The following is a 24,906-nucleotide window of genomic DNA, read 5'->3' as shown; positions in this document are numbered from 1 at the left end:
CACCTGTCGCGGGCAACGCCCCGCCCTGAACGAAAGGGTCGGAGAATGAAGATCCTCTCCATCCAGTCCGCCGTCGCTTACGGACACGTCGGCAACTCGGCGGCCGTGTTCCCGCTGCAGCGCATCGGCGTCGAAGTGCTGCCGGTCTACACGGTGAACTTCTCCAACCACACCGGCTACGGCGCGTGGCGCGGACCGCTGATCGCCCCCGATGACGTGCGTGAGGTCATCACCGGGATCGAAGAGCGTGGCGTCTTCGGGGGCATCGACGCGATCCTCAGCGGCTACCAGGGCGGAGAGGGCATCGGCGACGTGATCATCGACGCCGTCGCGCGGGTGAAGTCGGCGAACCCGAACGCCGTCTACGCGTGCGATCCGGTCATGGGCAACGCCAAGTCGGGGTGCTTCGTGGCCCCGGCCATCCCCGTACTCCTGCGCGAGCGCGTGGTGCCGGTCGCGGACATCATCACGCCGAACCAGTTCGAACTGGGTTTCCTCACCGACACCGAGCCGGACACGCTGGAGTCCACACTCGCTTCGGTCGACCTCGCCCACGCGATGGGTCCGCGGACCGTCCTCGTGACGAGCGTCGAACGACCCGACCGCGAAGAGGGCACGATCGAGATGCTCGCCGCCGACGAGAAGGGTGCCTGGGTCGTGCAGACCCCGCACCTTCCGATGAAGGCGAACGGCTCCGGTGACGTGACGGCAGCACTGTTCACCGCGCACTACGTCGAGACCGGGAGCGCGAAGGTCGCGCTCGAACGCACGGCGTCCAGCGTGTACGACCTGCTGAAGGCGACGCTGGAGTCCGGCGAGCGTGAGCTCCAGTTGGTCGAGGCGCAGGAGTTCTACGCGAACCCGCAGATGCAGTTCACGGCGCGTCAGGTGCGCTGACCTTCTCGGTCGGCCCTTCCGGCTGCGGCCACGCGGCAGCCACGGCGTGACGCACCTCGCCGAGGAGCTGCGGCAGCGCCTTGGTCTTCGCGATGATCGGGAAGAAGTTCGCGTCCGACGTCCACCGCGGAACCACATGCTGGTGCAGATGGGCATCGACGCCGGCTCCTGCCACCGCGCCTTGATTCATGCCGAGGTTGAAGCCGTCGCACCGGGAGACTTCCCGCAGCACGCGCATCGCGGTCTGGGTGAGAGCACCGATTTCGGCGACCTCCTCCGGCGTCGCCTGGTCGTAGGTGGCGATGTGACGGTACGGGCAGACGAGCAGATGGCCCGAGTTGTACGGGAACAGGTTCAGCAGCACGTAGGCGGTCTCACCGCGAGCGACCACGAGGCGCTCGGTGTCCGGGAACTTCGGCGCCTCGCAGAACGGACATTCCTCACGGAGGGGTTCAGGCCCGGCCTGGATGTACGCCATCCGATGCGGGGTCCACAGCCGCTGGAACTCGTCGGGCACGCCGGCCAGACGTCCGGCGTCCTCCAGCGGCTGCTCCCCCTCGGTCACGCCAGGTCCCCTGCTGTCTGCACCAGGGCGTGGCTGTCGATGGCTGCGCGGATCCGAGCCACGGCGTCCGCGATCGGAACCCCGTTCTCCTGGGCGCCGTCGCGGTAGCGGAACGAGACGGTGCCGGCGTCGCGGTCCTTCTCCCCCGCGATCAGCAGCAGCGGCACCTTGCCGGTCGTGTGCGTGCGGATCTTCTTCTGCATGCGGTCGTCCGAAGTGTCGAGCTCCGCGCGCACACCCTGGGCGCGCAGCGTGTCGACGACCTCGCCCAGGTAGCCGGCGAAGTCTTCGGCGACCGGGATGCCCACGACCTGCACCGGCGAGAGCCACACCGGGAAGTCGCCCGCGTAGTGCTCGAGCAGGATCGCGAAGAACCGCTCGATCGAGCCGAACAGCGCGCGGTGGATCATGATCGGGCGCTTCTTCTGCCCGTCCTTGTCCATGAACTCGAGGTCGAAGCGCTCGGGCAGGTTGGGGTCGACCTGCACGGTGGAGAGCTGCCAGGTGCGACCGATCGCATCGCGCGTCTTGAGGTCGATCTTCGGACCGTAGAACGCGGCCTCACCGGGGACCTCGGTCAGCTTGAGGCCGGAGGCGACGGCGACGCGGCGCAGTGCATCGGTGGACGACTCCCAGAACTCGTCCGTGCCGATCCACTTCGACTTCTCGTCGTCCTTCATCGAGAGCTCGAGCTCGAAATCGGTCAGACCGAAGTCGCGCAGCATCGAGAGGATGAACTCGAGGACCTTGGCGACCTCGGCCTCGAGCTGATCGGGCGTCACGAACAGATGCGAATCGTCCTGGGTGAAGCCCCGCACGCGGGTGAGGCCGTGCAGCGCGCCGGAGAGCTCGTTGCGGTAGACCGTGCCGTTCTCGGCGAACCGCAACGGCAGGTCACGGTAGCTGCGCGCACGCTCCTTGTAGATGAGGATGTGCATCGGGCAGTTCATGGGCTTCAGGTAGTAGTCCTGGCCCTGCTTGGTGATGTTGCCTTCGTCGTCGCGCTCCTCGTCCATCACGATCGGCGGGAACATGCCCTCCTTGTACGTGACGAGGTGGTTCGACGTGAGGAACAGGTCTTCCTTCGAGATGTGCGGCGTGTATACGTAGGTGTAGCCGCCCTCGATGTGGCGCTTGCGAGCGTGCTGCTCCATCTCGCCACGGATGACGCCGCCGCGCGGGTGCCAGACCGAGAGGCCGGAGCCGATCTCCTCGGGGAACGAGAACAGGTCGAGCTCCTTGCCGAGGCGACGGTGGTCGCGCTTGGCGGCCTCCTCCAGCCGATGCTGGTACGCGCGCAGCTCGTCCTTGGTGGGCCACGCCGTGCCGTAGATGCGCTGCAGCTGCGGGTTCTTCTCGCTGCCCCGCCAATACGCGGCGGCGATGCGGGTGAGGTCCCAGCCGTTGCCGATCATGCGCGTGTTGGGCAGATGAGGCCCGCGGCAGAGGTCCTTCCAGACGACCTCGCCGGCGCGGGTGGTGTTGTCGTAGATCGTCAACTCGCCCTCGCCGACCTCGACGGAGGCACCCTCCGCCGCTTCCTTCCCGCCCTTGAGGCCGATGAGCTCCAGCTTGAACGGCTCGTCGGCGAGCTCGGCGCGCGCCTCGTCGTCCGTCACGACCCGGCGGACGAAGCGCTGGCCCTCGCGGACGATGCGCTGCATCTCCTTGGTGATGGCCTTGATGTCTTCGGGCGTGAACGGGGTCTCGACGCCGAAGTCGTAGTAGAAGCCGTCGGTGATGGGCGGACCGATGCCGAGGTTCGCCTGCGGGTTGATGCGCTGCACCGCCTGTGCCAGCACATGGGCCGCGGAGTGGCGGAGGATGTTCAGTCCGTCCTGACTGTCGATCGTGATCGGCTCGACCTCGTCGGTGTCGGTCAGGGTCGTGGCGAGATCCTTGAGTTCGCCGTTGACGCGCATCGCGACGACGTTTCGGTCAGTGAACAGGGCGAAGCCGTCATTCGGCCGGGCGTTTTCAGGCACAGAAACTCTCCATCTGGGTCGGTACCCAGGTTACTCGCTCGGAGTCCGGCGTTCGGTCCACCGGCGATCACGTAACGTGAACGGATGGACAGAGCAGTCGCACGGTGGATCCTGGGGATCGCGCTCGGCGCGATCGGTGTCGGTCACTTCCTCAGCACGCGCGGATTCCGGGTGGTGGTCCCGGACTGGGCCACCCGCGTGACGCGGCTCGACAAGGACACGATCGTCATCGCCTCCGGCGCCGCGGAAGTCGCGCTCGCCGCAGGCTTGCTCGCGCTTCCGAAGGAACGCCGGCGCATCGGATGGGCGACGGCCGCGTTCTTCGTCGCCGTGATGCCCGGGAACATCCACCAGTGGCAGACCAAGCGCTCGACGCCGGGGCTCGACACGGATGCTCGTCGCTTCGGCAGACTGTTCCTGCAGCCGGTCCTCGTGCTGTGGGCGCTGTGGTCGACCGGCGGTGAGAGCCCGCGCCGCGTCCTCCGCCGTCGGCGTCGGTGAGACACGACCGGTGTCGGCGGAGTCCGGGAGAATGATCCCATGACGTCCCCCTCGCTCGTGTGGTTCCGCGATGATCTCCGCCTCGCCGACAACCCTGCGCTTCGAGCCGCTCTCGATCGAGATGAGCCGGTGATCGCGCTGTACGTGCTCGACGAGGAATCGCCGCAGGTCCGTCCCTTCGGCGGCGCGGCACGCTGGTGGCTCCACAACTCGCTCGCATCGCTCGACGAGCGCCTCCGCGACCGAGGCGGCGCACTCGTGCTGCGGCGTGGCCCGGCGGACCGGGTCGTCCGCGAGACGGTCGCCGATGTCGGAGCGGGTGCCGTGTTCTGGAACCGCCGGTACGGGGGCGCCGAACGTGCGATCGACTCCTCGCTGAAGTCGTCCCTCCGTGCAGACGGGCTCGAAGTCACGTCTTTCGCCGCCTCGCTGTTGCATGAGCCGTGGACGGTGAAAACCGGCAGCGGCACGCCGTACTCCGTCTTCACCCCGTTCTGGCGGGCCTGTCTGGCCCTCCCGGCGCCCCGTGCTCCGCTCCCGGAACCGCGAACGGTCGAAAGCCCGCATCGTGCGCCCGCATCCGATCTCCTCGACGACTGGGAGCTGCTGCCGACTCGTCCGGACTGGGCCGGCGGGTTGCGCGAGACCTGGGAACCCGGCGAGCTCGCCGCACGGCGTCGTCTGCGCCACTTCCTCGACGAGGACCTCGCGGACTATGACCGGGCTCGCGATGAGCCGTCAGCCAGTGCCACCTCGATGCTGTCGCCGCACCTGCGCTGGGGGGAGATCAGTCCGTTCACTGTGTGGCATGAGGCGGTCGGCGTCGATGGCGCCGGTGGCTTCCTCTCCGAGCTGGGGTGGCGGGAGTTCGCCTGGCATACGCTGTATCACTCCCCCGACCTCGCGAGCGAGAACCTGCGGCCGGAGTTCGATGCCTTCCCCTGGCCTCCGTTGGACCCGTTGCAGCTGGATGCCTGGCAGCACGGGGAGACGGGTGTGCCGCTCGTGGACGCCGGGATGCGCGAGCTCTGGCACACCGGCTACATGCACAACCGGGTGCGGATGGTGACGGCGTCGTTCCTCATCAAGAATCTGCTGATCGACTGGCGACTCGGCGAAGAGTGGTTCTGGGACACGCTCGTCGACGCCGACGAAGCCAGCAATCCCTTCAACTGGCAGTGGGTCGCCGGGTCCGGAGCGGATGCCGCGCCGTACTTCCGCGTGTTCAACCCCGAGCTGCAGGCCAAGAAGTTCGACCCGCAGGGCCTCTACATCCAGCGCTGGGCATCCAAGGCGCCGACCGAGCCGATCGTCGATCTCGCGGAGACACGCAAGGCTGCGCTCGCAGCGTACGAGGTCGTCAAGCGGACCCCGAAGACACGGCGCGAAGGGAACGACGGCGTCCGCGATCGGTAGGCGTGCGACGGTGGTTCGCGCCGTCCGTGCCAGACTGGAAGCGTGACCGAATCCAGGAAGCCAGCCGTCATCCGCGGCTTCGCTGCGTCGTCACTCGCGATCTTCGTCGCACTCGCCGGCCACGTGACCGGCGGCGGGGAGGTGCCCGGCGCGCTCGGCATCCTCGTCCCGTGGATCTTCTCGTTCATGGTCTGCGTCCTCCTCGCCGGACGCTCGTTGTCACTCATCCGCCTCGGAGTGTCCGTCGCGGTGAGTCAGTTCCTGTTCCATGCGCTGTTCGTGCTCGGCACCGTCACACCCTCCGGAGTCTCGACGCCGCACGTGCACGGCGGACCGCTCGTGATCCCCGCGGGGCCCGGTATCCCGGAGGCGGTCGCCGCTGACACCTCGATGTGGCTCGGCCACACGGTTGCGGCGCTGCTGACGGTGGCCGCGCTGTACCGGGGCGAGCGTCTGGTCCTCGCCGTGCGAGACCTCGCCCGGCAGCTGAGCCGATGGCTGCGCCGCCGTGTCGATCACGTCCTGCTCCTCCCGGCGCTCCGTCTGCCCCGCCGTCTGCGCGGCGTCTTCGACCTCGCATGCAGCCGCGGCCTCATCCTTCTCGCGACCCTCCGGGGCCGCGCTCCTCCTCTCTCCGCTGCGATCTGATCCGCGCCCTGGACCCTCACGGTCCAGAGGCGTGTCACACCGTGCGCGATCGTCGCGCGCGGGTTCTGAACGCATGCATGAACGCCGCACACGCGGCGTCTGATGAGAGGTCATCCCATGTCCCCTGTCCGCAGGATTGCGGCCGGGTTGGCGTTGGCGACGATCGCGACCCTCGCGATCGCCACGCCCGCGTCCGCCCACGACCAGTTGGTATCCAGTTCCCCGGCCGCTGACGAGCATTTGGTGGCCGCGCCGGAAGAGATCACGATGTCGTTCTCCGGTGAACTCCTGGTCCTCGATGAGTCGCTGACCGGGGCTGTCGTCATGGTCGTCGACGCCTCGGGGAAGGACTGGGTCTCCGGCGACGTCACGGTCGCCGGGCGCACGGTCACCGCAAAGCTCGAAGCGGGGATGCCCGTTGCCGGCTACCAGGTGCGATGGCAGGTGGTGTCGGAAGACGGTCACCCGATCGCCGGGGTCATCCCCTTCACGGTCGGCGATGCCGAACCGATGCAGGTCCCGACATCCGGTGACACGGCGACGACATCCTCCGCAGGCGAAGAACAACCGGATCAGAACGCAACAGGTTCGAGCACCACCCTCCGGGTGCTGCTCATCGGCGCAGGCGGAGCGGCTGTGGCCGTTCTCCTCCTCGTGCTCATTCGATTCCTTCGTCGTCCCCGGACGACAGCAGATGACCTGTGAAAGGCACCATTGTGAACACCACCAAGAACCTCCCCCGACTCGCCGCTGTGATCGCGGTCTCCCTGCTCGCGCTCACCGGTTGCGCTCCTGAGAGCCCCGCGAGTGAGCCCACGACGCGTCCCGCCGGTGACAGCGTCACCATCGAGGATGCGTGGGTGAAGTCGGCCGAAGAGGGAATGTCCGCCGGCTTCGGAACCCTCGTCAACAGCGGAGACGACGACGTGACCGTCGTGTCGGTGACGTCCGAGGCGTCGCCGATGATCGAGCTGCACGAGACCGTCGAGAACGAGGCAGGCGAGATGGTCATGCGCGAGAAGACCGGCGGATTCGTCATCCCCGCCGGAGGGACGCTCGCGCTGGAGCCGGGAGCGAACCACATCATGTTGATGGATCTGAGCGCCCCGCTCACCGCCGGCAACGACGTCACCTTCACCGTGACGTTCTCGGACGACTCCACCTACGAGTTCACGGCCCCGGTGAAGGACTACTCCGGCGCGAACGAGAACTATGAGGACGGCGAAGAGCACGAGGGTATGGATCACTGATGTCGGCGCCCTCTGAGGGCGCCCGCTCCCGACGCTCCGGGTCGACCCGGCGACAGTTCCTTCTCGGAGGAGCTGTCGCCGGTGTCGGCGCGGTCGCTGCCGTCGGAGTGGATCTCGCCCTGAACCGCGCGGATGCTGATCCGGCACCCGCCTCCACCCCGATGAACGGTGAGCAGACCGTACCGTTCTTCGGTGACCATCAAGCCGGCATCGACACGGCTGCGCAGGCGCACGGGCTCTTCGTCGCCCTCGACCTGCATGACGACGTCGATCGCGACGGGCTCGCCCGGCTGATGAGACTCCTGACCGATGACGCCGCACGCCTGACGCAGGGTCGCGCCGCGCTCGCCGACTCCGAGCCGGAGCTCGCGCTCGCTCCGGCCAGGCTCACCGTGACGTTCGGCTTCGGCCCGAACTTCGTCGCGCGTGCAGGCGGCGTGGGTCCATCGTGGCTCGCCCCCCTGCCTGCTTTCGGGGTGGACCGGTTGCAAGCGGAATTCTCCGACGGCGACCTCCTCCTGCAGATCGCCGCCGATGACCCGCTGACCGTGGCCCACGCGACCCGGATGCTGTTGAAGGACGCCCGGGGCTTCGCCGACGTCCGGTGGACGCAGCAGGGCTTCCGCCGCGCGTACGGAACGGAGCGACCCGGTACGACCATGCGGAACCTCTTCGGCCAGGTGGACGGCACGACCAACCCGGAACCCGGCACGGCGGACTTCGATCAGGTCGTGTGGAGTGCGGACGGCTGGCTCGCCGGCGGGACCGGAATGGTGCTCCGTCGCATCCACATGGACCTCGACAAGTGGGACCGGCTGGATCGCAGCGGAAGGGATGCATCGGTGGGGAGGACACTCGCCGATGGAGCGCCGCTGACCGGCACCGAGGAGTTCGATGAACCGGACTTCGAGGCGAAGACATCCCTCGGCTTCCCCGTGATCCCGCAGTTCGCTCACATCCGTCGTGCCCGCGGCGACGGTGCCGAACGGATCTTCCGGCGCGGGTACAACTACGACGAACGCCCTTCGGGCGCTTCCGTCTCGGAGTCGGGCCTGCTCTTCGTCTCTTTCCAGGCCGACGTCGACGCGCAGTTCGTCCCGATGCAGCAGAGGCTCGACGAACTCGACCTGCTCAACGAGTGGACGGTCCCGATCGGCTCGGCCGTCTTCGCGATCCCGCCGGGTTGCGCGGAGGGCGGGTTCATCGGTGAGACGCTCCTGACATGAGGCGAGCGGATCACGTCAGGAGGCACCCACCGGCTGCGACGGCGTGGCCAGGTCGCACGGGAGGGCTCTAGAGGGAGCGCACGGCGGACGCCGGAGGGCCGACGCCTGCGCTCCTGCGAGCGATCGCGCGAGCGCAGGCGTCCCCCGGCGCCGCAGCGCAGACGTGGGCACACGAAAAAACCCCCGGAGATACCGGGGGTTTGTCTGTGCGCGATACTGGGATCGAACCAGTGACCTCTTCCGTGTCAGGGAAGCGCGCTACCGCTGCGCCAATCGCGCCCGTTGGGGCTATTCAGTTTTCCCGTGAGGTGGCGACGGGATTCGAACCCGTGTAAACGGCTTTGCAGGCCGGTGCCTAGCCGCTCGGCCACGCCACCGTGTGGATTGACCCCACGTGCGAAGGACCTTCAGAAGAAGATCCTCTGCACTCGAGCGGATGACGAGACTCGAACTCGCGACCCCAACCTTGGCAAGGTTGTGCGCTACCAACTGCGCTACATCCGCATTTCGTTCCCGGTTGTCCCGGGCACTCATGAAACATTAGCCGAAGATTTCCCGTCCGCCAAACCCGTTGCGAATCTCGCGCGTGTCTCGCTGACTGGTCCGCGAGGGCTCCGAGCGTCGGGTAGTATCGGTTGACGTACCCCGCGGGTATGGGCGATTGGCGCAGTTGGTAGCGCGCTTCCTTCACACGGAAGAGGTCATCGGTTCGAGTCCGGTATCGCCCACCATAACCTCCGATTCGCCGCTACTCCAGCGTGATGCGGATGACCCTATCGTCGCCGGACGCAGGTCGACCCCGGCCATCCGTGTTGTTGGTCAGAACCCAGAGCGCACCATCCGGAGCCACCGCCACATCGCGGATCCGACCGTACTGGCCCGAGAAGAACTCGGTGGAGGCGGACAGGTCGTCCAGCGGTACCCGACGCACTCGCTCGCCGCGAAGGTTGGCGACGAAGATCGCACCGTCCGCGATCGCGATCCCGCTGGGACTCGCCGCATCCGGGGCCCACTGCTGCACCGGATCGATGAAGGTTCCACGTTCTCCGACGCCCTCGACCTCCGGCCACCCGTAGTTGCCGCCCGCCTCGATGACGTTGAGCTCATCCCAGGTGTCCTGGCCGAATTCGCTCGCGTACATCGTGCCGCGATCGTCCCAGGCCAGTCCCTGCGGGTTGCGGTGGCCGAGGCTGTACACGGGTGAGCCCTCGAACGGGTTGTCCTCGGGTATGCCGCCGTCCGGTGAGATGCGGAGGATCTTCCCCGAAAGACTCCTCGGATCCTGTGCGCTCTCGCGATCGCCGGCGTCGCCGACGGTCACGTACAGCATGCCGTCCGGACCGAACGCGATGCGGCCTCCGTTGTGATTCGTCGCGGCCGCGAGTCCCGAGAGTACCGTGTCGGACTCGCCGAGCTCGATCGATCCCGGGGAGCCGGACAGCGCGAACCGCTGCACCCGGTTCTCGTCCGCCGCAGTGGAGTACGCGTAGAGCCATCCACCCTGGACGGCGATGCCCAGGAGACCGCCTTCGCCTCGTGGCTCCACTCCGTCGATCACCGCGACCTCACGCACGTCCCCGTCGTCGGAGACCTCCAGCACCCGCGCGGTGTCGCGCTCGCTGATCAGCGCGGCCCCCTCGTGGAAAGCGATGGACCACGGCGCGGCCAGATCTTCGACGACCGTCGACGTCTCCCCCGGGGCTTCGCGCTGAGAGACGCTTTGAGGCAGCGGCGCGCAGGCGCTCAGAAGCAACGAGGACAACGACGCGATGCCCAACGCGCGCAGGACGCGTCGCACCTTCGACTCCATCACCGCTCCTTCCGGACCGTACGCTTCCCCTCGAGGCTAAACGCACGACCACGCAGGCAGAAGCCCCGGGAGCGCCGTTCCTCGGTCGCATCGTCGGTTCTGTCCGACCGTGCGCGTAGTCTGCCACGGTGTCGACGACTCACGCTCTCCCCGGCCCGTGCGCGCTCTGCGGCGGCGGCGCAGGGATCCGCACCGAGGAGCACTGGTGCTGTGCGGCGTGCGGCTGGCGCTACGGTGATGTACCGGACGCCGACCTCCCGCTCCCCCGCGTCGACGTCGTCTACTACATCCGCTTCGACGAGCGCGTGAAGATCGGGACGAGCAGCAACCCCCGACGGCGCCTCTCCACGCTCCGGCACGACGAGCTCCTCGCCTTCGAACGAGGAGGGCGGGCCCTGGAACAGCAGCGCCACCGCGACTTCGCCTCCGTCCGCGAGGGCGGCGAATGGTTCACCCTCACCGCGGCTCTGCGCGCGCACGTCTCGCAGCTCCGCCACGAGGGAGAACCCTGGGTGCTCTACGCGCGTTGGCTGAGCGCAGCGCTGCGCGGAGACGATGACCGCGGGTGGACCGTCACATGACGATGCCGGGCGACTGCTTCGGGAAGTCCAGTCGCCCGGCACCGCGTATCGGGACGTGATCAGGCCGTGGCTGCGCGTCCTCGTGCGTTCGCAGGCTCCGGCTGCGAGAAGAGGACGACGACGATCACCGCCGCCCCCACCACGACGTGCGGCAGCCAGACGTTGAGAGCCTCTCCGGAGAAGCCGAAGATCCAGGGCGACAGCGCGAGGAACAGGCTGGCGACGATGTCGAACACGAGATGCACGGGCATCGGGATGAAGCCGAACGGACCCCATTCGTACTTCGTGAACAGGCTGTAGACGATGAGCCCGATGCCGAGGACGATCGGGATGATGACCGCGGGTCCGCCCATGCTCGCGAAGCCGAACAGCCAGGGCGCGGCGATCAGGGCGATGCCGACGATGTAGTCGAGAGCTCCGTGGACCTTGGTGGGGATGAAACGCATGATTCCTCCTTGTGTGGCGCCGCTGAACGCGACTCACCACTGGTTCGAAGCCCTCCTCGCATCGGATTGCCCGCGGCGTCCCCTCACCCCGCGGCCGACCATCCGTAGCGTCGTGTGAGAGCGGCACCGACCCGGTCGTAGCGGCGTCGGTCGAGGACGGCGGCTTCTCGACGCAGTCCTCGCTCGTGCACGCTGTACAGCTGTTCGATGTCGACCCAGGATTCGCGTCTCTGCGCGTCCCACTCCCCCGTGCCGATCGAGAGATAGTCGCGGTCGCCGTCGTGGGGTCTGCTCGTCATGCGCACGGCGTACACGCGCTCAGCGGACTCGCGTCCGATCACGAGAACGGGACGATCCTTGCCACGTCCGTCGTTCTCCTCATACGGCACCCAGGTCCAGACGATCTCCCCGGCATCCGGCGCCCCGTCGCGCTGCGGCGCGTAGGCGACCTCCAGACGGGTGATCCGGTCCGGATCGACGCGAACGGTCTCGTTGCCGCTCATCCGCCCCCGCTCCACCGTCGACGACGACGGCGCGCGTCGTTGCTCCTCGGTCCGTAGACGCGCGACCGGGCGCCTCGGACCTGATGTCCGAGGCGCCCGGCCGGAACCCACTGCCTTGCGCAGGATGTCCAGGAGTGATGTCAGGATGCTGTTGCTCTTGCCCACTCGGTCACCCTAACCGCAGTTCACGCGTCGACGAGTGCGTATCCCTCCTCGCCGTGGACGACCTGGTCGACACCGGCGATCTCGTCCTCGCTCGTGACGCGGAATCCGATCGTCTTCTCGATCGCGAAGCCGATGAGGAAGGCGACCACGAAGGAGTAGATCAGCACGCCGACCGCGGCGATGACCTGCACGGCGAGCTGGCGGGCGTCGCCGCCGACGAACAGACCCGTGTCGGTGGCGAAGAAGCCGAGGTACAGGGTTCCGATCAGACCGCCGACGAGGTGGATACCGACCACATCGAGCGAGTCGTCGAAGCCGAGACGGAACTTCAGCTCGACGGCGAGGGCGCAGACGATACCGGCTACGGCACCGAGCAGGAGGGACCAGCCCGGGGTGAGGTTGGCGCAGGCCGGGGTGATGGCGACGAGACCGGCGACGGCACCGGAGGCTGCACCGACCGAAGTCGCCTTGCCGTCCTTGATGCGCTCGATGAGGATCCAGCCCAGGATCGCGGCCGCGGTGGCGCCGAGCGTGTTCAGCCCGATGAGTCCGACTCCTCCCATGTCCTCAGCGAGCCACTCCGCACCGGCGTTGAAGCCGAACCAGCCGAACCACAGCAGTGCGGCACCGAGGAGCGTCAGCGGCACGTTGTGCGGCTTCAGGATGCCCTTCTGGAAACCGATGCGCTTTCCGAGGACCAGAGCGAGCGCCAGGGCGGCTGCACCCGCGTTGATGTGGACCGCAGTACCGCCGGCGTAGTCGATCACGCCGATGCCGCTGTCCTCACCGAAGAGCGTCGTGCCGAGGTTCATGATCCAACCGCCACCCCAGACCCACGCGGCGACCGGGAAGTAGCCGACCGTGGCGAAGATGCCGGCGAAGATCAGCCAGCTGCCGAACTTGGCACGATCCGCGATCGCTCCGGAGATCAGCGCGACGGTGATGATCGCGAAGGTCGCGCCGTAGGCGACGCCCAGGAGCGCGACGTTCGATCCTTCACCGGACGCCAGGCTGGACAGCCCGAAGTCGGCGAAGGGGTTGCCCGCGAAGGCGGTCGGGCTGTCGACGGCGCTCATCGAGAAGCCGAAGAGAATCCACAGCACGGCGACAAGTCCGATCGAGCCGAAGCTCATCATCATCATGCTGACGACGCTCTTCGCCTTGACGAGACCTCCGTAGAAGAAGGCGACGCCGGGCGTCATGAGCAGAACGAGCGCTGTCGCGGTGATCGCCCACGAGATGTTGCCGGGAGCATCCATAGGAAAACCTCACATCCGAAGTAATTGAGAGCTTCAGTGTGACGACGCGCCGTTTCGCGCATGCGTGAGGTTTGTTTCCCCGCTGTTACAGCGCCGCTCCTGGTGTGAACATCGCGTTACGCGGCCCTTCGGGGTTACGCAGAATGCGTCAAGGCGTTGAGTCGAGAGACGGCGCGCAGGTACTTCTTGCGGTATCCGCCGGCCAGCATCTCCTCGGAGAACACCGAATCGAGCCCGAGCCCGGTCGCGATGACGGGGATCTGGGCGTCGTACACGCGGTCGACGAAGGCGACGAAGCGCAGCGCCTCGGACTGATCGGTGAGCTGATGCACGTCGCGCAGCCCGACCTGATCGAGACCTTCGATCAATCGGATGTAGCGAGACGGGTGCACCTGGGCGAGGTGACGGATCACATCGTCGAACCGGTCGTCTGACGCCGTGCCGTCCGCCGTCGCTGCTGCCGCTTCATAGGCGTCGGCATCCAGGACCACGGCGTGTCCGTCGATCGCCCGCTGGCGGAAGTCCACTCCGTCGATGCGCAGGGTCTGGAAGCTGTCGGACATGGCGTGGATCTCGCGGAGGAAGTCCTGTGCGGCGAATCTTCCCTCGCCGAGCGCGTTCGGTGGGGTGTTGGAGGTCGCCGCCAGGCGGGTCCCCGTGGGAACGAGCTCTCCGATGAGGCGGGTCATGACCATGGTGTCGCCCGGATCGTCGAGCTCGAACTCGTCGATGCACAGTAGATCCGCGCCTTTGAGCAGGTCGACGGTGTTCTTGTATCCGAGGGCCCCGACCAGGGCGGTGTACTCGATGAAGGAACCGAAGTACTTCCGTCGGGCCGGCATCGCGTGATAGATGGAGGCGAGCAAGTGGGTCTTGCCGACACCGAAGCCGCCGTCGAGGTAGACACCGGGTTTGAGCTCGGGTTCCTTCTTCGCGCGGCTGAAGAGGCCGCCGCGCTTCACCGCGGGGCCGCGGCCAGCGAAACGCATCAACGTCTCTTTCGCCTCCTCCTGCGAAGGATAGGCAGGATCCGCGCGATAGCTGTCGAAAGTCGCCGTGTCGAACTGGGGCGGCGGCACCAGGCTCGCCAGCATCTCGGGTCCGGTGACCGTCGGCTGACGATCGGTGAGGTGCACGGTGCGGCTGGTCGTGTCGGTCATCACGGTCCTGAATCGGGTGCTGGCCTGTGTCGAAGTCTTACGAATCGGGCGCAGGGTGCTCGGCGGGGATCTATCGTCGAAGGGACGGATCAACACTACGCCGTCCGCACTCACCCCCTCGTCCGCTCACACGCTTCGGAGATCCCATGGCCATCGAGTTCGATTCCTCCTCCCCCAAGTTCGCCGAGTACGCCGAGCCCGGTCGCCTCGTGACCACGGAGTGGCTCGCCCAGCGGCTCGGAACGCCCGGACTCGTCGTCGTCGAGTCGGATGAGGACGTGCTTCTCTATGAGACGGGCCACATCCCGGGTGCGGTGAAGGTCGACTGGCACACCGAGCTCAACGACCCCGTCGTCCGCGACTACGTCGACGGCGAGGGCTTCGCGGAACTGCTGAGCCGCAAGGGCATCTCCCGTGACGACACCGTCGTGATCTACGGCGACAAGAACAACTGGTGGGCGGCCTACGCCCTCTGGGTCTTCTCCCTGTTCGGCCATGAAGACGTCCGCCTTCTCGACGGCGGACGTGATCGCTGGATCGCCGAGGGCCGAGAGATCACCCGCGAGGCGACCACCCGCCCAGCGACCGAGTACCCGGTGGTCGAGCGCGATGACTCGGTGCTCCGCGCCTACAAGGAGGACGTACTCGCCCACATCGGCAACCCGCTGATCGATGTCCGCTCCCCCGAGGAGTACAACGGAGAGCGCACGACGGCTCCCGCATACCCCGAAGAGGGTTCGCTCCGTGCCGGCCACATCCCGACCGCGCAGAGCGTGCCGTGGGCGAAGGCTGTCGCGGAAGACGGCGGTTTCCGCAGCCGCGCCGAGCTCGATGAGATCTACCGCGACGGAGCAGGTCTGAACGAGGGCGATGAGATCGTCGCCTACTGCCGCATCGGCGAGCGTTCGAGCCACACCTGGTTCGTCCTCAAGCACCTCCTGGGCTTCGAGAACGTGCGCAACTACGACGGCTCCTGGACCGAGTGGGGTAGCGCTGTACGTGTTCCCATCGTCACCGGATCCGAGCCCGGCACGCTCTGAGCATGTGACAATGACAGGGATGAGCACAAGCGACGTTCCTGAGGCCCTCGCCGACATCCGCGACGGATTCCTGGAGATTCCCGAAGCCGACCGTCTCCTGCTGCTGCTCGAGTTCTCGGACGAGCTTCCCGACGTGTCCGAAGAGGTCGCGGCGCACCCGGAGATGTACGAACGGGTCGCCGAGTGCCAGTCGCCGGTGTACATCCACGTCGAGGTCGACGACGACATCGTCACCATGCACGCCTCAGCGCCGCCCGAGGCGCCGACCACGCGTGGGTTCGCGAGCATCCTGGTCCAGGGCCTGACCGGCCTCACCACCGATGAGGTGCTCGCGATACCGAACGACTACCCGCAGTCGATCGGACTCACCAAGGCCGTGTCGCCGTTGCGGATCGGGGGCATGACCGGAATGCTCATGCGCGCGAAGAACCAGGTCATTCAGAAGCGGTGAGGCCCTGAGCCTCGAGCCAGTCCGTGATCGCGGTCGTCCAGCCGACCTGATCGTAGTTCCACAGCTTCGTGTGGCGGGCGACCGTGAACCGCGGCATGGTCACGAGGTCGGGGCGCGCCTCCTGCAACGCATGTGAGGAATCCGCCGGCACGAATCCGTCGTCGTCGCTGTGCAGGATCAGCACCGGCGCGGTGAGTTCGTCCGCACGAGCGACCATGTCCAACCGGTCGAACGGGATCGGTGCATCCGCTCCGCTGAGGCGTGCGGTGAGGGGCATCTGCAGCGCTCCCATGGCCAGCTCCGGAAGCGGCGCCCGCACGCGGGCGAGCTTCGCCTGGAATCTCAGCACCGTGCGCCAGTCGACGACCGGTGATTCGAGGATGATCCCGGCGATGCGGTCGCGATGCCCGGAGGTGACCGCTGCCTGCAGCGACACTGCACCTCCCATCGACCAACCCATCAGGATGACGCGTTCGGCACCGTGCCGCAACGCATAAGCGATCGCGGCATCGACGTCACGCCACTCCGAGGCACCGAGGGCGTACGCACCCGCCTTCGTGCGCGGGGCCTCGCCGTCGTTGCGATAAGACACGACGAGGTTGGGAAGGCCGGCGGCATGCAGCACCGGCACCGCACGGAGACACTCGGCGCGTGTCGCCCCACGGCCGTGCACTTGGACCACCCAGGTCTTCGACGACGCCGGGAAGTACCAGGCCGGGCACGGCCCCGCGGGCGAACCGATCAGCAGGTTCTCCCACCGCAGATGAAGCTCACTCGGCGAGGAGTAGTAGTAGCCGCTGAAGGCCGCGGCGCGGTCGACGCGAGCACCGGGCTCGATCTGTGTGAGGAGCTTACGACGCACCGACCCCGCGTCCGCGCTGAGCACGGCGCCGAGCTTGACATAGCCGTAGGTGCCCGTCGTGAACAGGCCGTAGCGACCGGGAAGCTCGGTGTCGAGAGTGCGCTGCAGCTCGATGGTCTGTGCGCCGGTGTCGACGGCGAGGATCTCGGTGTCGGTCGCGCGACGCATGGGGGTGACCACTCGCCGAGCCACGGCGAACACGACGAGAGCGAACGCCGCCCCGAAAGCGAACAGGGCGGGGACAAGGAGGGTAACGGCGTGCCTGAGACTCTTCATCGCTTCCTGACTCTAGCCTGTTGCCGTGACCGCACCCCCCGAAGCCGGGACGCCCTTCGAGAGCGCCGTGGCCGAACTGCGCGCGACCGAGTTCCGCGATGACATCACGGTGCGCGAGATCGCCACACCGCAGGGCCTCGCGCCCTTCGCCATCGCCCTCGCCGCCGATGTGCGCCCGGAGGGTGACGGCGAGTCCGTGTACGGCACCGGCCGGTTCGTCCTGCTGCACGATCCGGAGGAACCAGGGGCATGGGGCGGCTCCTGGCGCATCGTCGTCTTCGCGCAGGCCCCGCTCGAGACCGAGATCGGCACCGACCCCCTCCTGGCCGATGTGACGTGGTCGTGGCTGGTCGATGCGCTCGACTCCCGCCAGGCCGTCTACCACTCGGAATCGGGCACCTCGACCAAGACACTGTCCAAGGGATTCGGCGGGCTCGCCATCGAGGGCGACGGAGCCCAGATAGAATTGCGGGCGTCCTGGACTCCGGAAGGCCCGTTCCGACCCCACGTCGAAGCATGGGCCGAGCTGGTCGGAATGCTGGCGGGACTTCCGCCCGGCTCCGAGGGCATCGCCGTGATCGGCGCGCGAAAGGCTGTACGTGACTGAATACTCCGTGATCTCGGATGCTGGGGAGTTCCGCGCGGCGTGCGCCGTGCTCGCCGCCGGTACCGGGCCCGTGGCCGTGGACGTGGAGCGCGCGTCCGGCTTCCGATACTCGCAACGCGCCTACCTCGTGCAGGTCTTCCGTCGCGACGCGGGGGTCTTCCTGTTCGATCCACCGGCGATCGGTGACTTCGCTCCGCTCCAGGACGCGATCGGCGACCTGGAGTGGGTGCTGCATGCCGCGAGTCAGGACCTCCCGTCCCTTCGGGAGCTCCACCTGGAACCGCGGACCATCTTCGACACCGAACTCGCCTCCCGCCTGCTCGGTCACGAGCGCGTGGGGCTCGGGGCGGTCGTCGAGGACACCTTGGGCATCACACTCAAGAAGGAGCATTCCGCCGCCGACTGGTCGACGCGTCCGCTTCCGGACTCCTGGCTGGAGTATGCCGCTCTCGACGTCCTGCATCTGATCGATGTCCGGGATGCCCTCGTCCTGGAGCTCGAGGAGCAGGGCAAGACGGAGATCGCGGCGGAGGAGTTCGCCGCCACCCTGACACGCGCACCCAAACCCCCGAGAGAAGACCCGTGGCGCCGACTCAGCGGCCTGCATCAGGTGCGCGGTGCCCGAAACCTCGCGGTCGCCCGTTCTCTGTGGCAAGCCCGCGAGGCATACGCGCAGGACCAGGACGTCTCGCCCGGACGACTCGTGCCGGACCGCTCCCTGGTGGCCGCGGTGATGGCGAACCCGCCGTCGAAGCAGGCTCTGGCCGGCGTCAAGGAGTTCCAGGGGCGCGCCAGTCGCACACAGCTCGACCGCTGGTGGCAGGCCATCGTCGAGGGCAGGGCGACGGAAGACCTCCCCCGTGAGCGCGTGCCGAGTGACAGCCTTCCCCCGCCCCGCGCGTGGGCAGACCGGAACCCCGAAGCGGATGCGCGACTCAAGGCTGCGCGACCCGTCGTGGAGGCCACGGCCGAAGAGCTGGGGATGCCGACGGAGAACCTCCTGACCCCGGAGTATCTGCGCCGCGTGGCCTGGGAGCTGCCGGGAGAGACCCCGGAGGAGATCGGCGCTGCACTGGCCGCACTGGGCGCCCGCCCCTGGCAGATTGCACAGACTGCACAGAAGATCGCTGCGGCCTTTGTAGAAGCCGCGCAAACGCCCGACGCGACCCCCGCGACCGCTTCGTAGGTTCGATCCAACCGATTCCTCCCGGTTTCACGGGCTTCGTAGACTGAGGCCACGCACTAACTTGGAGGCAGAGTGGCCGAGATCTCGGACGTCTTCTTCGTCGATGGAGTACGCACCCCTTTCGGGCGCGCCGGCGAAAAGGGCATGTACTGGAACACCCGCGCGGATGACCTCGCCGTCAAGGCGACCATCGGCCTGATGGAGCGCAACGCCGCCGTGCCGGCCGACCGCATCGACGATGTCGCGATCGCGGCGACGAGCCAGACCGGCGACCAGGGGCTGACGCTCGGGCGATCCGTGGCGATCCTCGCCGGCCTTCCGCAGACCGTGCCCGGTCTCGCGGTGGAGCGCATGTGTGCAGGCGCGATGACGAGCGTGACGACCATGGGGGCGTCGATCGGCGTCGGCATGTACGACTTCGCCCTCGCCGGCGGCGTCGAGCACATGGGCCACCACCCCATCGGTGGCAACGCCGACCCGAACCCGCGCTTCGTCGCCGAGAAGATGGTCGATCCCGGCGCGCTCAACATGGGCGTCACCGCGGAGCGGATCTTCGACCGTTTCCCGCACCTCACGAAGGAGCGCTCGGACCGATTCGGCATGCTCAGCCAGCACAAGGTGCAGGCAGCGTACGACGCCGGCAAGATCCAGCCCGACCTCGTCGCGGTCGCCACCAAGGGTCCGGATGGCGCCTGGGGTCTCGCGACCGAGGACGAGGGCCGCCGCCCGCAGACCACGATGGAAGATCTCGCGTCCCTCAAGACGCCGTTCCGCCCGCACGGGCGCGTCACCGCCGGCACTTCCTCCCCGCTCACCGACGGCGCGACGATGTCGCTGCTCGCCGGGGGCGGAGCGGTGAAGGAGTTCGGACTCGCGCCGAAGATGCGGATGGTCTCGTTCGCCTTCGCCGGTGTCCAGCCTGAGATCATGGGCATCGGACCGATCCCGTCGACCGAGAAGGCCCTCAAGAAGGCCGGACTCAGGATCGACGACATCGGCCTGTTCGAGCTCAATGAAGCGTTCGCCATCCAGGTGATCTCCCTGCTCGACCACTTCGGCATCGCCGACGACGACCCCCGCGTCAACCAGTGGGGCGGCGCGATCGCGCTGGGGCACCCGCTCGCGGCGTCCGGGGTGCGTCTGATGATCCAGCTCGCGGCCCAGTTCGCTGAGCGCCCTGATGTCCGCTACGGTCTGACCGCCATGTGCGTCGGCCTCGGTCAGGGCGGTTCGGTCATCTGGGAGAACCCGCACTACGACGGCAAGAAGAAGAAGTGAGCGCCACTGTGACCAACTACGACGAGATCGACTTCTCCCCCATCCAGGCGCTCACCGAGGGCGAGGTCATCACGCAGTCGCCCGTGCGCGACATCCGTCTCGCCTCCGGCAAGGTGCTCGCCCTGATCACACTCGACAACGGCCGTGATCACACGCGTCCGAACACGCTGGGTCCGGCGACCCTCACTCAGCTGGGTGAAACACTCGACGCTCTCAAGGCACGAGCGGCCGCGGGCGAGATCCAAGCGGTCGGCATCACGGGAAAGCAGTACATCCTCGCCGCCGGCGCCGATCTGTCCGACATCAGCAAGGTCGGCTCGCGTGACAACGCCCGCCTGATCGCGCAGCTCGGCCACAAGGTGCTCGGCAAGCTCGGCGATCTCGGTGTGCCGTCGTTCGCGTTCGTGAACGGCCTCGCCCTCGGCGGTGGCCTGGAGATCGCTCTGAACTCCAGCTACCGCACGGTCGACGCATCGGCGGCGGCGGTGGCCCTGCCCGAGGTCTTCCTCGGCATCATCCCCGGTTGGGGTGGCGCATACCTCCTGCCGAACCTGATCGGCATCGAGAACGCGCTCGAGGTCGTCATCTCCAACCCGCTCAAGCAGAACCGCATGCTCAAGCCTCAGCAGGCATTCGATCTGGGCATCTTCGACGCGATCTTCCCCGCGGCGAACTACCTCGAGAACTCCCTGTCGTGGGCGGACGCCGTTCTCGGCGGCAAGAAGGTCGAGCGCAAGAACGAGCCCGGCAAGATCGAACGCCTCACCAAATGGCCGATCGCCATCAAGGTGGCACGCGGGATGCTCGAGTCGAAGATCGGCACCGTGCCGAAGTCGCCGTATGCCGCGCTCGACCTGCTCGACAAGGCCAAAGCCGGAACAAAGGCAGAGGGCTTCGCCCGCGAGGACGAGGCGCTCGCCGAACTCGTCACGGGCGATCAGTTCGCGGCGTCCATGTACGCCTTCGACCTCGTGCAGAAGCGCGCCAAGCGTCCTGTCGGCGCTCCGGACAAGCAGCTCGCGAAGAAGGTCACCAAGGTCGGCATCATCGGCGCCGGTCTCATGGCGAGCCAGTTCGCGCTGTTGTTCGTGCGCAAGCTGCAGGTGCCCGTGCTCATCACCGACCTGGACCAGGCGCGCGTCGACAAGGGCGTCGCGTACATCCACGAGGAGATCGGCAAGCTCGAGGCGAAGGGACGCCTGGACGCCGACTCGGCCAACAAGCTGCGCGCGCTCGTCACCGGCACCACCGACAAGAGCCTCTACGCGGACTGCGACTTCGTGATCGAGGCCGTGTTCGAAGAGGTCGGCGTCAAGCAGCAGGTGTTCGGCGAGATCGAGAAGGTCATCGCCGAGGACGCGATCCTCGCGACCAACACCTCGTCGCTGTCCGTCGAGGAGATCGGCTCCAAGCTGGCGCACCCCGAGCGTCTCGTGGGCTTCCACTTCTTCAACCCGGTCGCAGTGATGCCGCTGATCGAGATCGTGAAGACACCGGCGACGGACGATGCCGCGCTGTCGACGGCTTTCGTCGTCGCGAAGAATCTCGGGAAGAACGCGGTGCTCACCGCCGACGCGCCGGGCTTCGTCGTGAACCGACTGCTCGCCAAGGTCATGGGCGAGGCGGCCCGCGCGGTCTACGAGGGCACGCCGATCGCCGACGTCGAGAAGGCGTTCGGCCCGCTCGGTCTCCCGATGGGGCCGTTCCAGCTGATCGACCTGGTCGGGTGGAAGGTCGCCGCCCACGTGCAGGACACGATGGTCCACGCCTTCCCCGACCGGTTCTACGCCAACGAGAACTTCCATGCGCTCGCGGAACTCGACGCGGTCGTGGAGAAGGACAAGGGCGGACGCGTCATCGGCTGGACCAAGCAGGCCGAAAAGGTGCTGAAGCCGGCGGTCGGCAAGACCCCTGCCTCCGCAGCGACCATCCTGCAGCGCGTTCAGGACGGCCTGGCCCAGGAGATCAAGCTGATGCTGGACGAAGGCGTCGTGCCCGAGGTCGAGGACATCGATCTGTGCCTCATCCTCGGCGCCGGCTGGCCTTTCATCGACGGGGGCGCCTCGCCGTACCTCGACCGTGAGGGAGCGTCCGAGCGGGCCTTCGGCAGCTCGTTCCACACTCCGCAGATCCGCGGCGTCGAGAGCCGCTGACCGCGAACACCATCACGCGACGCGCCCCACGGGATTCCCAGCGAATCCGGTGGGGCGCTTCGTCGTCCGTTCTGCGATGACGTGGCACCGCAGATTCCCGTCGCCGAGGCTCAACCGGCGGACTGAACCGGTCGGCCGTCGACCTCACCGTAGCGAGGCCAGTACGACAGTGCCCTCTCCGCAAGCGCGGTGATCGTGAGCGAGGGGTTCACCCCGGGATTGGCGGGCACAGCGGCACCGTCGACGACGTGCAGCCCGGGATGCCCCCAGACGCGGTGATACGCGTCGATGACCCCGTGTGCCGGCGATGCGGAGATCACGGCACCTCCGAGGAAGTGCGCCGTGAGTGGGATGCCGAACACCTCCGGCCAGGATCCGCGCGGAGCTGCGGGCACCCCGCCCTCGGCCTCGACCCGCGCGGCGATCGCCGCAGCCGCGGTGTGAGCTTGGGGCAGGTAGCTCGGGTTCGGCGATCCGTGACCCTGCGCACTCATCATCACGAGGCGACCGAAGCGGCGGCGTAGCGAGAGGGTGAGCGAGTTGTCCGCCGTCTGCATCACCAGCGCGATGATCCCCCGCTCACTCCAGCGCCGAAGGCTCCCCAGACGGAACTGCCGCAGCGGGGAGCGGAGCACCTGCGCGACGAGGTTGCGCAGCCGCACCCCCAGCGGCCGCCCTCCGGGGACGATGACCGTCGCCAGCGCCCCCATCAGGTTCGAGCCCGGCCCGTAGCGGACGTTCTCGACGTGCGTGCGCTCGTCGATGTGGAACGAGGTCGTGATCGCGACGCCGCGAGCGAGCTGGAGAGACTCCGGGACGTCCGTGGCGACCGCGCCGTCCAGCGCTTCCGAATTGGTGCGAGTGAGACGGCCGATCGACCCCGAGATCCGCGGCAGTGCGCCGGACTCCTTCATCCGATGCAGGAGCTGCTGCGTGCCCCATGTGCCTGCCGCCAGCACCACCTGCCTGGCGGTCACCGTCCTCCGCGCGTGCCGGAGCCACGCCCCGCTGCGCTGTGTCGTGACCGCGAATCCTCCGCTGGGGAGCTCCCGCACCTCGCTGACCGTGCGCAGCGCCTCGATCGCGACCCCGCGGCGTTCCGCGAGAGCGAGGTAGTTCTTCATCAGTGTGTTCTTCGCGCCGACACGACAACCCACCATGCAGTTCCCGCAGAGGGTGCATCCGGTGCGATCGGGGCCCTCGCCGCCGAAGAAGGGGTCTGGTGTGCGCTCCCCCGGCTTTCCGAACCAGACGCCGACCGGCGCGCGCCGGAAGGTGTCGCCGACGCCGAGGTCCTCCGCGGCACCGGCCATGATCCTCTCCACAGGTCCCGTATGCGGGTAGTGCTCGACGACGCCGAGCATGCTCTTCGCCGTGGCGTAGTGCGGTGCGAGCTCCGTCTCCCAGTCCGCGATACCGCGCCATTGCGGGTCCGCGAAGAAGGCCGATCCGGGCTGGTACAGCGTGTTCGCGTAGTTGAGCGATCCGCCTCCCACGCCTGCCCCGGCCAGGATCATCACATGCGGCAGTCGGTGGATGCGCTGGATCCCGTAGCAGCCCAGGGCCGGTGCCCACAGGTACCGGCGGACGTTCCAGTTGGTCTTCGCGAAGTCGTCGTCCTCGAAGCGACGCCCCGCTTCGTAGACGCGCACACGGTAGCCCTTCTCCGCCAGTCGCAGTGCGGCGACGGAACCGCCGAATCCGGAACCCACGACCACGACATCTTCGTCGAACTCAGTCATCGCTCTCCTTCGGCACCATCATGGTGAGCGCTCCCGGAATGACCGAGATCGTGCACTCATCCTCGCCGATCCGCTCGCCGTCGGCGTAGACCACCAGACCCGGGGCCGACACCGTGACCGACCGCGCGCGACGATGCGCGACCTCGCCGCGCGCGAGATGCGTTCCGCGGAGCAGCAGCGGAAAGAGCCGCAGCAGGCGCAGTCGGCCCAGCGGGGCGACATGAACGATGTCGAGGAACCCGTCGTCCGGCACAGCCCCGGCGCAGATCGGCATCCCGCCCCCGTAGCTGGAGGTGCTGCCAGCCGCGACGAGCGTCCCCGGCGACCTCCTGGCGGGTTCACCGTCCACCGCGAGCGTGAAGTCCATCGGCTTCAGTCGCAGGAGCTCGATGAGCAGTGCGAGGTAGTAACGCGGCGCGCCGTGCGGCCAGCGGAGCCGGTTGGTGCGATCACTGACTTTCGCGTCGAAGCCCAGCGCCGCGATGGTCAGGAACCTCCGGCTGCCCTCCGCGGTGCGGACCACGCCGACATCGATCGCTCGTGGCACGCCCGTGAGGGCGAGTTCGGCGGCGGCCCGGGCGTCTCCGCGCGGGAGCCCGAGTGCGCGGGCGAGATCGTTCCCTGTGCCTGCGGCCACGAGGACGATGGGGACGGCGGCGTCGCACACCGTGTCGAGCACGCCGGAGAGCGTACCGTCACCCCCCACGACCACGAGGACACGCGGCTCATCCGCCAGCGCGGCGACGGCGAGTCGGGCGGTATCCGTCGCGGAAACCCCCGCGTAGGTGCGCACGTCGGCGCCGCGCTCCCGGAGGAGTCGGACGGCCGTCTCGGTCGCCCGCTCGCCTCGGCCTTTGCCAGCGTAGGGGTTCGCGAGCACGGCGATGTGCTCGGACACG

At 67.8% G+C, this 24,906-nt stretch carries 24 protein-coding genes and 4 tRNA genes; 15 read left to right on the top strand and 13 right to left on the bottom strand.

The features are described 5' to 3' along the window. The first annotated feature begins 45 nt into the window (after window positions 1–45). Window positions 46–897 carry a pyridoxal kinase PdxY gene (pdxY, locus tag LVJ59_RS01875; RefSeq protein ID WP_131491073.1) on the top strand — a complete coding sequence of 284 codons (852 nt, stop codon included), beginning with the start codon at window positions 46–48 and terminating at the stop codon, window positions 895–897. Here the strand turns inward: pdxY and LVJ59_RS01870 are convergent. Continuing rightward, window positions 875–1,462 carry an HIT domain-containing protein gene (locus LVJ59_RS01870; protein ID WP_052193242.1) on the bottom strand — a complete coding sequence of 196 codons (588 nt, stop codon included), beginning with the start codon at window positions 1,460–1,462 and terminating at the stop codon, window positions 875–877. The two genes, pdxY and LVJ59_RS01870, sit on opposite strands and share 23 nt — an antisense overlap. Continuing rightward, window positions 1,459–3,384 (bottom strand): threonine--tRNA ligase, encoded by a 1,926-nt coding sequence (gene thrS, locus LVJ59_RS01865; protein ID WP_232763135.1) that lies wholly within the window; start codon window positions 3,382–3,384, stop codon window positions 1,459–1,461. Before thrS ends, LVJ59_RS01870 begins: the two co-directional genes overlap by 4 nt. Window positions 3,385–3,531: 147 nt before the next feature. Here thrS and LVJ59_RS01860 point away from each other — a divergent pair, with 147 nt between their 5' ends. The 6 genes from LVJ59_RS01860 to LVJ59_RS01835 all read left to right on the top strand — a co-directional run bounded on the left by LVJ59_RS01860 (window position 3,532) and on the right by LVJ59_RS01835 (window position 8,488). After that, window positions 3,532–3,948, top strand: coding sequence for a hypothetical protein (locus LVJ59_RS01860; RefSeq protein WP_232761807.1), 417 nt, complete (start codon window positions 3,532–3,534; stop codon window positions 3,946–3,948). Window positions 3,949–3,987: 39 nt separating this feature from the next. After that, window positions 3,988–5,364, top strand: coding sequence for a deoxyribodipyrimidine photo-lyase (locus LVJ59_RS01855; RefSeq protein WP_232761806.1), 1,377 nt, complete (start codon window positions 3,988–3,990; stop codon window positions 5,362–5,364). Between the two features lie 42 nt (window positions 5,365–5,406). Beyond that, window positions 5,407–6,012, top strand: a complete 606-nt coding sequence (locus tag LVJ59_RS01850) for a hypothetical protein (protein ID WP_232761805.1) — start codon at window positions 5,407–5,409, stop codon at window positions 6,010–6,012. 117 nt (window positions 6,013–6,129) lie between these two features. Continuing rightward, a complete protein-coding gene (locus LVJ59_RS01845) occupies window positions 6,130–6,717 on the top strand; it encodes a copper resistance protein CopC (RefSeq protein WP_232761804.1) in 588 nt (195 codons plus the stop codon). Between the two features lie 11 nt (window positions 6,718–6,728). Then, window positions 6,729–7,262 carry a copper chaperone PCu(A)C gene (locus LVJ59_RS01840; protein WP_232761803.1) on the top strand — a complete coding sequence of 178 codons (534 nt, stop codon included), beginning with the start codon at window positions 6,729–6,731 and terminating at the stop codon, window positions 7,260–7,262. Then, on the top strand, window positions 7,262–8,488 hold the full coding sequence (locus LVJ59_RS01835) for a Dyp-type peroxidase (protein ID WP_232761802.1): 1,227 nt from the start codon (window positions 7,262–7,264) through the stop codon (window positions 8,486–8,488). Before LVJ59_RS01840 ends, LVJ59_RS01835 begins: the two co-directional genes overlap by 1 nt. Before the next feature lie 207 nt (window positions 8,489–8,695). Here LVJ59_RS01835 and LVJ59_RS01830 read toward each other — a convergent pair. The 3 genes from LVJ59_RS01830 to LVJ59_RS01820 form a co-directional block, all read right to left on the bottom strand. Beyond that, window positions 8,696–8,767 (bottom strand) — tRNA-Val (locus LVJ59_RS01830). A gap of 27 nt (window positions 8,768–8,794) precedes the next feature. Continuing rightward, window positions 8,795–8,865: transfer RNA gene (locus LVJ59_RS01825), tRNA-Cys, on the bottom strand. A gap of 54 nt (window positions 8,866–8,919) precedes the next feature. After that, window positions 8,920–8,992 (bottom strand) — tRNA-Gly (locus LVJ59_RS01820). Window positions 8,993–9,143: 151 nt separating this feature from the next. Here LVJ59_RS01820 and LVJ59_RS01815 point away from each other — a divergent pair. Next, window positions 9,144–9,219, top strand: a tRNA-Val gene (locus tag LVJ59_RS01815). A gap of 17 nt (window positions 9,220–9,236) precedes the next feature. Here the strand turns inward: LVJ59_RS01815 and LVJ59_RS01810 are convergent. Continuing rightward, window positions 9,237–10,298 (bottom strand): sorbosone dehydrogenase family protein, encoded by a 1,062-nt coding sequence (locus LVJ59_RS01810; protein ID WP_232761801.1) that lies wholly within the window; start codon window positions 10,296–10,298, stop codon window positions 9,237–9,239. A gap of 128 nt (window positions 10,299–10,426) precedes the next feature. On the opposite strand from LVJ59_RS01810, the gene LVJ59_RS18025 reads away from it, so the two are divergent. Beyond that, window positions 10,427–10,879, top strand: coding sequence for a GIY-YIG nuclease family protein (locus LVJ59_RS18025; protein WP_232761800.1), 453 nt, complete (start codon window positions 10,427–10,429; stop codon window positions 10,877–10,879). Window positions 10,880–10,938: 59 nt separating this feature from the next. Here LVJ59_RS18025 and LVJ59_RS01800 read toward each other — a convergent pair whose 3' ends face one another. The 4 genes from LVJ59_RS01800 to zapE all read right to left on the bottom strand — a co-directional run bounded on the left by LVJ59_RS01800 (window position 10,939) and on the right by zapE (window position 14,412). Next, on the bottom strand, window positions 10,939–11,325 hold the full coding sequence (locus LVJ59_RS01800; protein WP_047519453.1) for an SPW repeat protein: 387 nt from the start codon (window positions 11,323–11,325) through the stop codon (window positions 10,939–10,941). 83 nt (window positions 11,326–11,408) lie between these two features. Further along, complete coding sequence (locus LVJ59_RS01795; RefSeq protein WP_232761799.1) at window positions 11,409–11,993, bottom strand: type II toxin-antitoxin system PemK/MazF family toxin; 585 nt, start codon at window positions 11,991–11,993, stop codon at window positions 11,409–11,411. A 20-nt stretch (window positions 11,994–12,013) separates the two neighbouring features. Next, window positions 12,014–13,252 carry an ammonium transporter gene (locus LVJ59_RS01790; protein WP_047519451.1) on the bottom strand — a complete coding sequence of 413 codons (1,239 nt, stop codon included), beginning with the start codon at window positions 13,250–13,252 and terminating at the stop codon, window positions 12,014–12,016. Window positions 13,253–13,386: 134 nt separating this feature from the next. Then, window positions 13,387–14,412: a cell division protein ZapE gene (gene zapE / locus LVJ59_RS01785; RefSeq protein ID WP_131491118.1), complete on the bottom strand. Its 1,026-nt coding sequence runs from the start codon at window positions 14,410–14,412 to the stop codon at window positions 13,387–13,389. Window positions 14,413–14,558: 146 nt separating this feature from the next. Here zapE and LVJ59_RS01780 point away from each other — a divergent pair, with 146 nt between their 5' ends. Beyond that, a complete protein-coding gene (locus LVJ59_RS01780) occupies window positions 14,559–15,452 on the top strand; it encodes a sulfurtransferase (RefSeq protein WP_232761798.1) in 894 nt (297 codons plus the stop codon). A gap of 19 nt (window positions 15,453–15,471) precedes the next feature. Then, entirely contained in the window at window positions 15,472–15,903 is a 432-nt protein-coding gene (locus LVJ59_RS01775) for a SufE family protein (RefSeq protein ID WP_232761797.1), read from the top strand. Here the strand turns inward: LVJ59_RS01775 and LVJ59_RS01770 are convergent. Further along, complete coding sequence (locus LVJ59_RS01770; protein ID WP_232761796.1) at window positions 15,887–17,041, bottom strand: S9 family peptidase; 1,155 nt, start codon at window positions 17,039–17,041, stop codon at window positions 15,887–15,889. The two genes, LVJ59_RS01775 and LVJ59_RS01770, sit on opposite strands and share 17 nt — an antisense overlap. Before the next feature lie 25 nt (window positions 17,042–17,066). Here LVJ59_RS01770 and LVJ59_RS01765 point away from each other — a divergent pair, with 25 nt between their 5' ends. The 4 genes from LVJ59_RS01765 (at window position 17,067) to LVJ59_RS01750 (ending at window position 22,265) form a co-directional block, all read left to right on the top strand. Continuing rightward, window positions 17,067–17,648, top strand: coding sequence for a DUF3000 domain-containing protein (locus LVJ59_RS01765; protein WP_232761795.1), 582 nt, complete (start codon window positions 17,067–17,069; stop codon window positions 17,646–17,648). Then, window positions 17,641–18,834, top strand: coding sequence for an HRDC domain-containing protein (locus LVJ59_RS01760; RefSeq protein ID WP_232761794.1), 1,194 nt, complete (start codon window positions 17,641–17,643; stop codon window positions 18,832–18,834). The genes LVJ59_RS01765 and LVJ59_RS01760 overlap by 8 nt, the downstream gene beginning before the upstream one ends. Window positions 18,835–18,906: 72 nt before the next feature. Next, complete coding sequence (locus LVJ59_RS01755; protein ID WP_232761793.1) at window positions 18,907–20,112, top strand: thiolase family protein; 1,206 nt, start codon at window positions 18,907–18,909, stop codon at window positions 20,110–20,112. Window positions 20,113–20,120: 8 nt separating this feature from the next. Beyond that, window positions 20,121–22,265 carry a 3-hydroxyacyl-CoA dehydrogenase NAD-binding domain-containing protein gene (locus LVJ59_RS01750; protein WP_232763134.1) on the top strand — a complete coding sequence of 715 codons (2,145 nt, stop codon included), beginning with the start codon at window positions 20,121–20,123 and terminating at the stop codon, window positions 22,263–22,265. Window positions 22,266–22,375: 110 nt separating this feature from the next. Here LVJ59_RS01750 and LVJ59_RS01745 read toward each other — a convergent pair whose 3' ends face one another. Beyond that, complete coding sequence (locus tag LVJ59_RS01745; protein WP_232761792.1) at window positions 22,376–24,007, bottom strand: GMC oxidoreductase; 1,632 nt, start codon at window positions 24,005–24,007, stop codon at window positions 22,376–22,378. Next, the gene (locus tag LVJ59_RS01740) at window positions 24,000–24,905 is read right to left on the bottom strand and encodes a YegS/Rv2252/BmrU family lipid kinase (RefSeq protein ID WP_232761791.1); all 906 of its coding nucleotides are present in this window, start codon (window positions 24,903–24,905) and stop codon (window positions 24,000–24,002) included. Before LVJ59_RS01740 ends, LVJ59_RS01745 begins: the two co-directional genes overlap by 8 nt. Window position 24,906: the final 1 nt, after the last annotated feature.

The sequence above is a fragment of the Microbacterium sp. KKR3/1 genome (genome assembly GCF_021272365.1).
In the GTDB taxonomy this organism is placed as follows: domain Bacteria; phylum Actinomycetota; class Actinomycetes; order Actinomycetales; family Microbacteriaceae; genus Microbacterium; species Microbacterium aurugineum.
This window is presented reverse-complemented; position numbering and strand designations above follow the sequence as displayed.

Coding starts and splice junctions, on each gene's coding strand:
- pdxY (WP_131491073.1), top strand. CDS start 46: ATGAAGATCCTCTCCATCCAGTCCGCCGTCGCTTACGGACACGTCGGC.
- thrS (WP_232763135.1), bottom strand. CDS start 3,384: ATGCGCGTCAACGGCGAACTCAAGGATCTCGCCACGACCCTGACCGAC.
- LVJ59_RS01860 (WP_232761807.1), top strand. CDS start 3,532: ATGGACAGAGCAGTCGCACGGTGGATCCTGGGGATCGCGCTCGGCGCG.
- LVJ59_RS01855 (WP_232761806.1), top strand. CDS start 3,988: ATGACGTCCCCCTCGCTCGTGTGGTTCCGCGATGATCTCCGCCTCGCC.
- LVJ59_RS01845 (WP_232761804.1), top strand. CDS start 6,130: ATGTCCCCTGTCCGCAGGATTGCGGCCGGGTTGGCGTTGGCGACGATC.
- LVJ59_RS01835 (WP_232761802.1), top strand. CDS start 7,262: ATGTCGGCGCCCTCTGAGGGCGCCCGCTCCCGACGCTCCGGGTCGACC.
- LVJ59_RS01810 (WP_232761801.1), bottom strand. CDS start 10,298: ATGGAGTCGAAGGTGCGACGCGTCCTGCGCGCGTTGGGCATCGCGTCG.
- LVJ59_RS01800 (WP_047519453.1), bottom strand. CDS start 11,325: ATGCGTTTCATCCCCACCAAGGTCCACGGAGCTCTCGACTACATCGTC.
- LVJ59_RS01790 (WP_047519451.1), bottom strand. CDS start 13,252: ATGGATGCTCCCGGCAACATCTCGTGGGCGATCACCGCGACAGCGCTC.
- zapE (WP_131491118.1), bottom strand. CDS start 14,412: ATGACCGACACGACCAGCCGCACCGTGCACCTCACCGATCGTCAGCCG.
- LVJ59_RS01780 (WP_232761798.1), top strand. CDS start 14,559: ATGGCCATCGAGTTCGATTCCTCCTCCCCCAAGTTCGCCGAGTACGCC.
- LVJ59_RS01775 (WP_232761797.1), top strand. CDS start 15,472: ATGAGCACAAGCGACGTTCCTGAGGCCCTCGCCGACATCCGCGACGGA.
- LVJ59_RS01770 (WP_232761796.1), bottom strand. CDS start 17,041: ATGAAGAGTCTCAGGCACGCCGTTACCCTCCTTGTCCCCGCCCTGTTC.
- LVJ59_RS01745 (WP_232761792.1), bottom strand. CDS start 24,007: ATGACTGAGTTCGACGAAGATGTCGTGGTCGTGGGTTCCGGATTCGGC.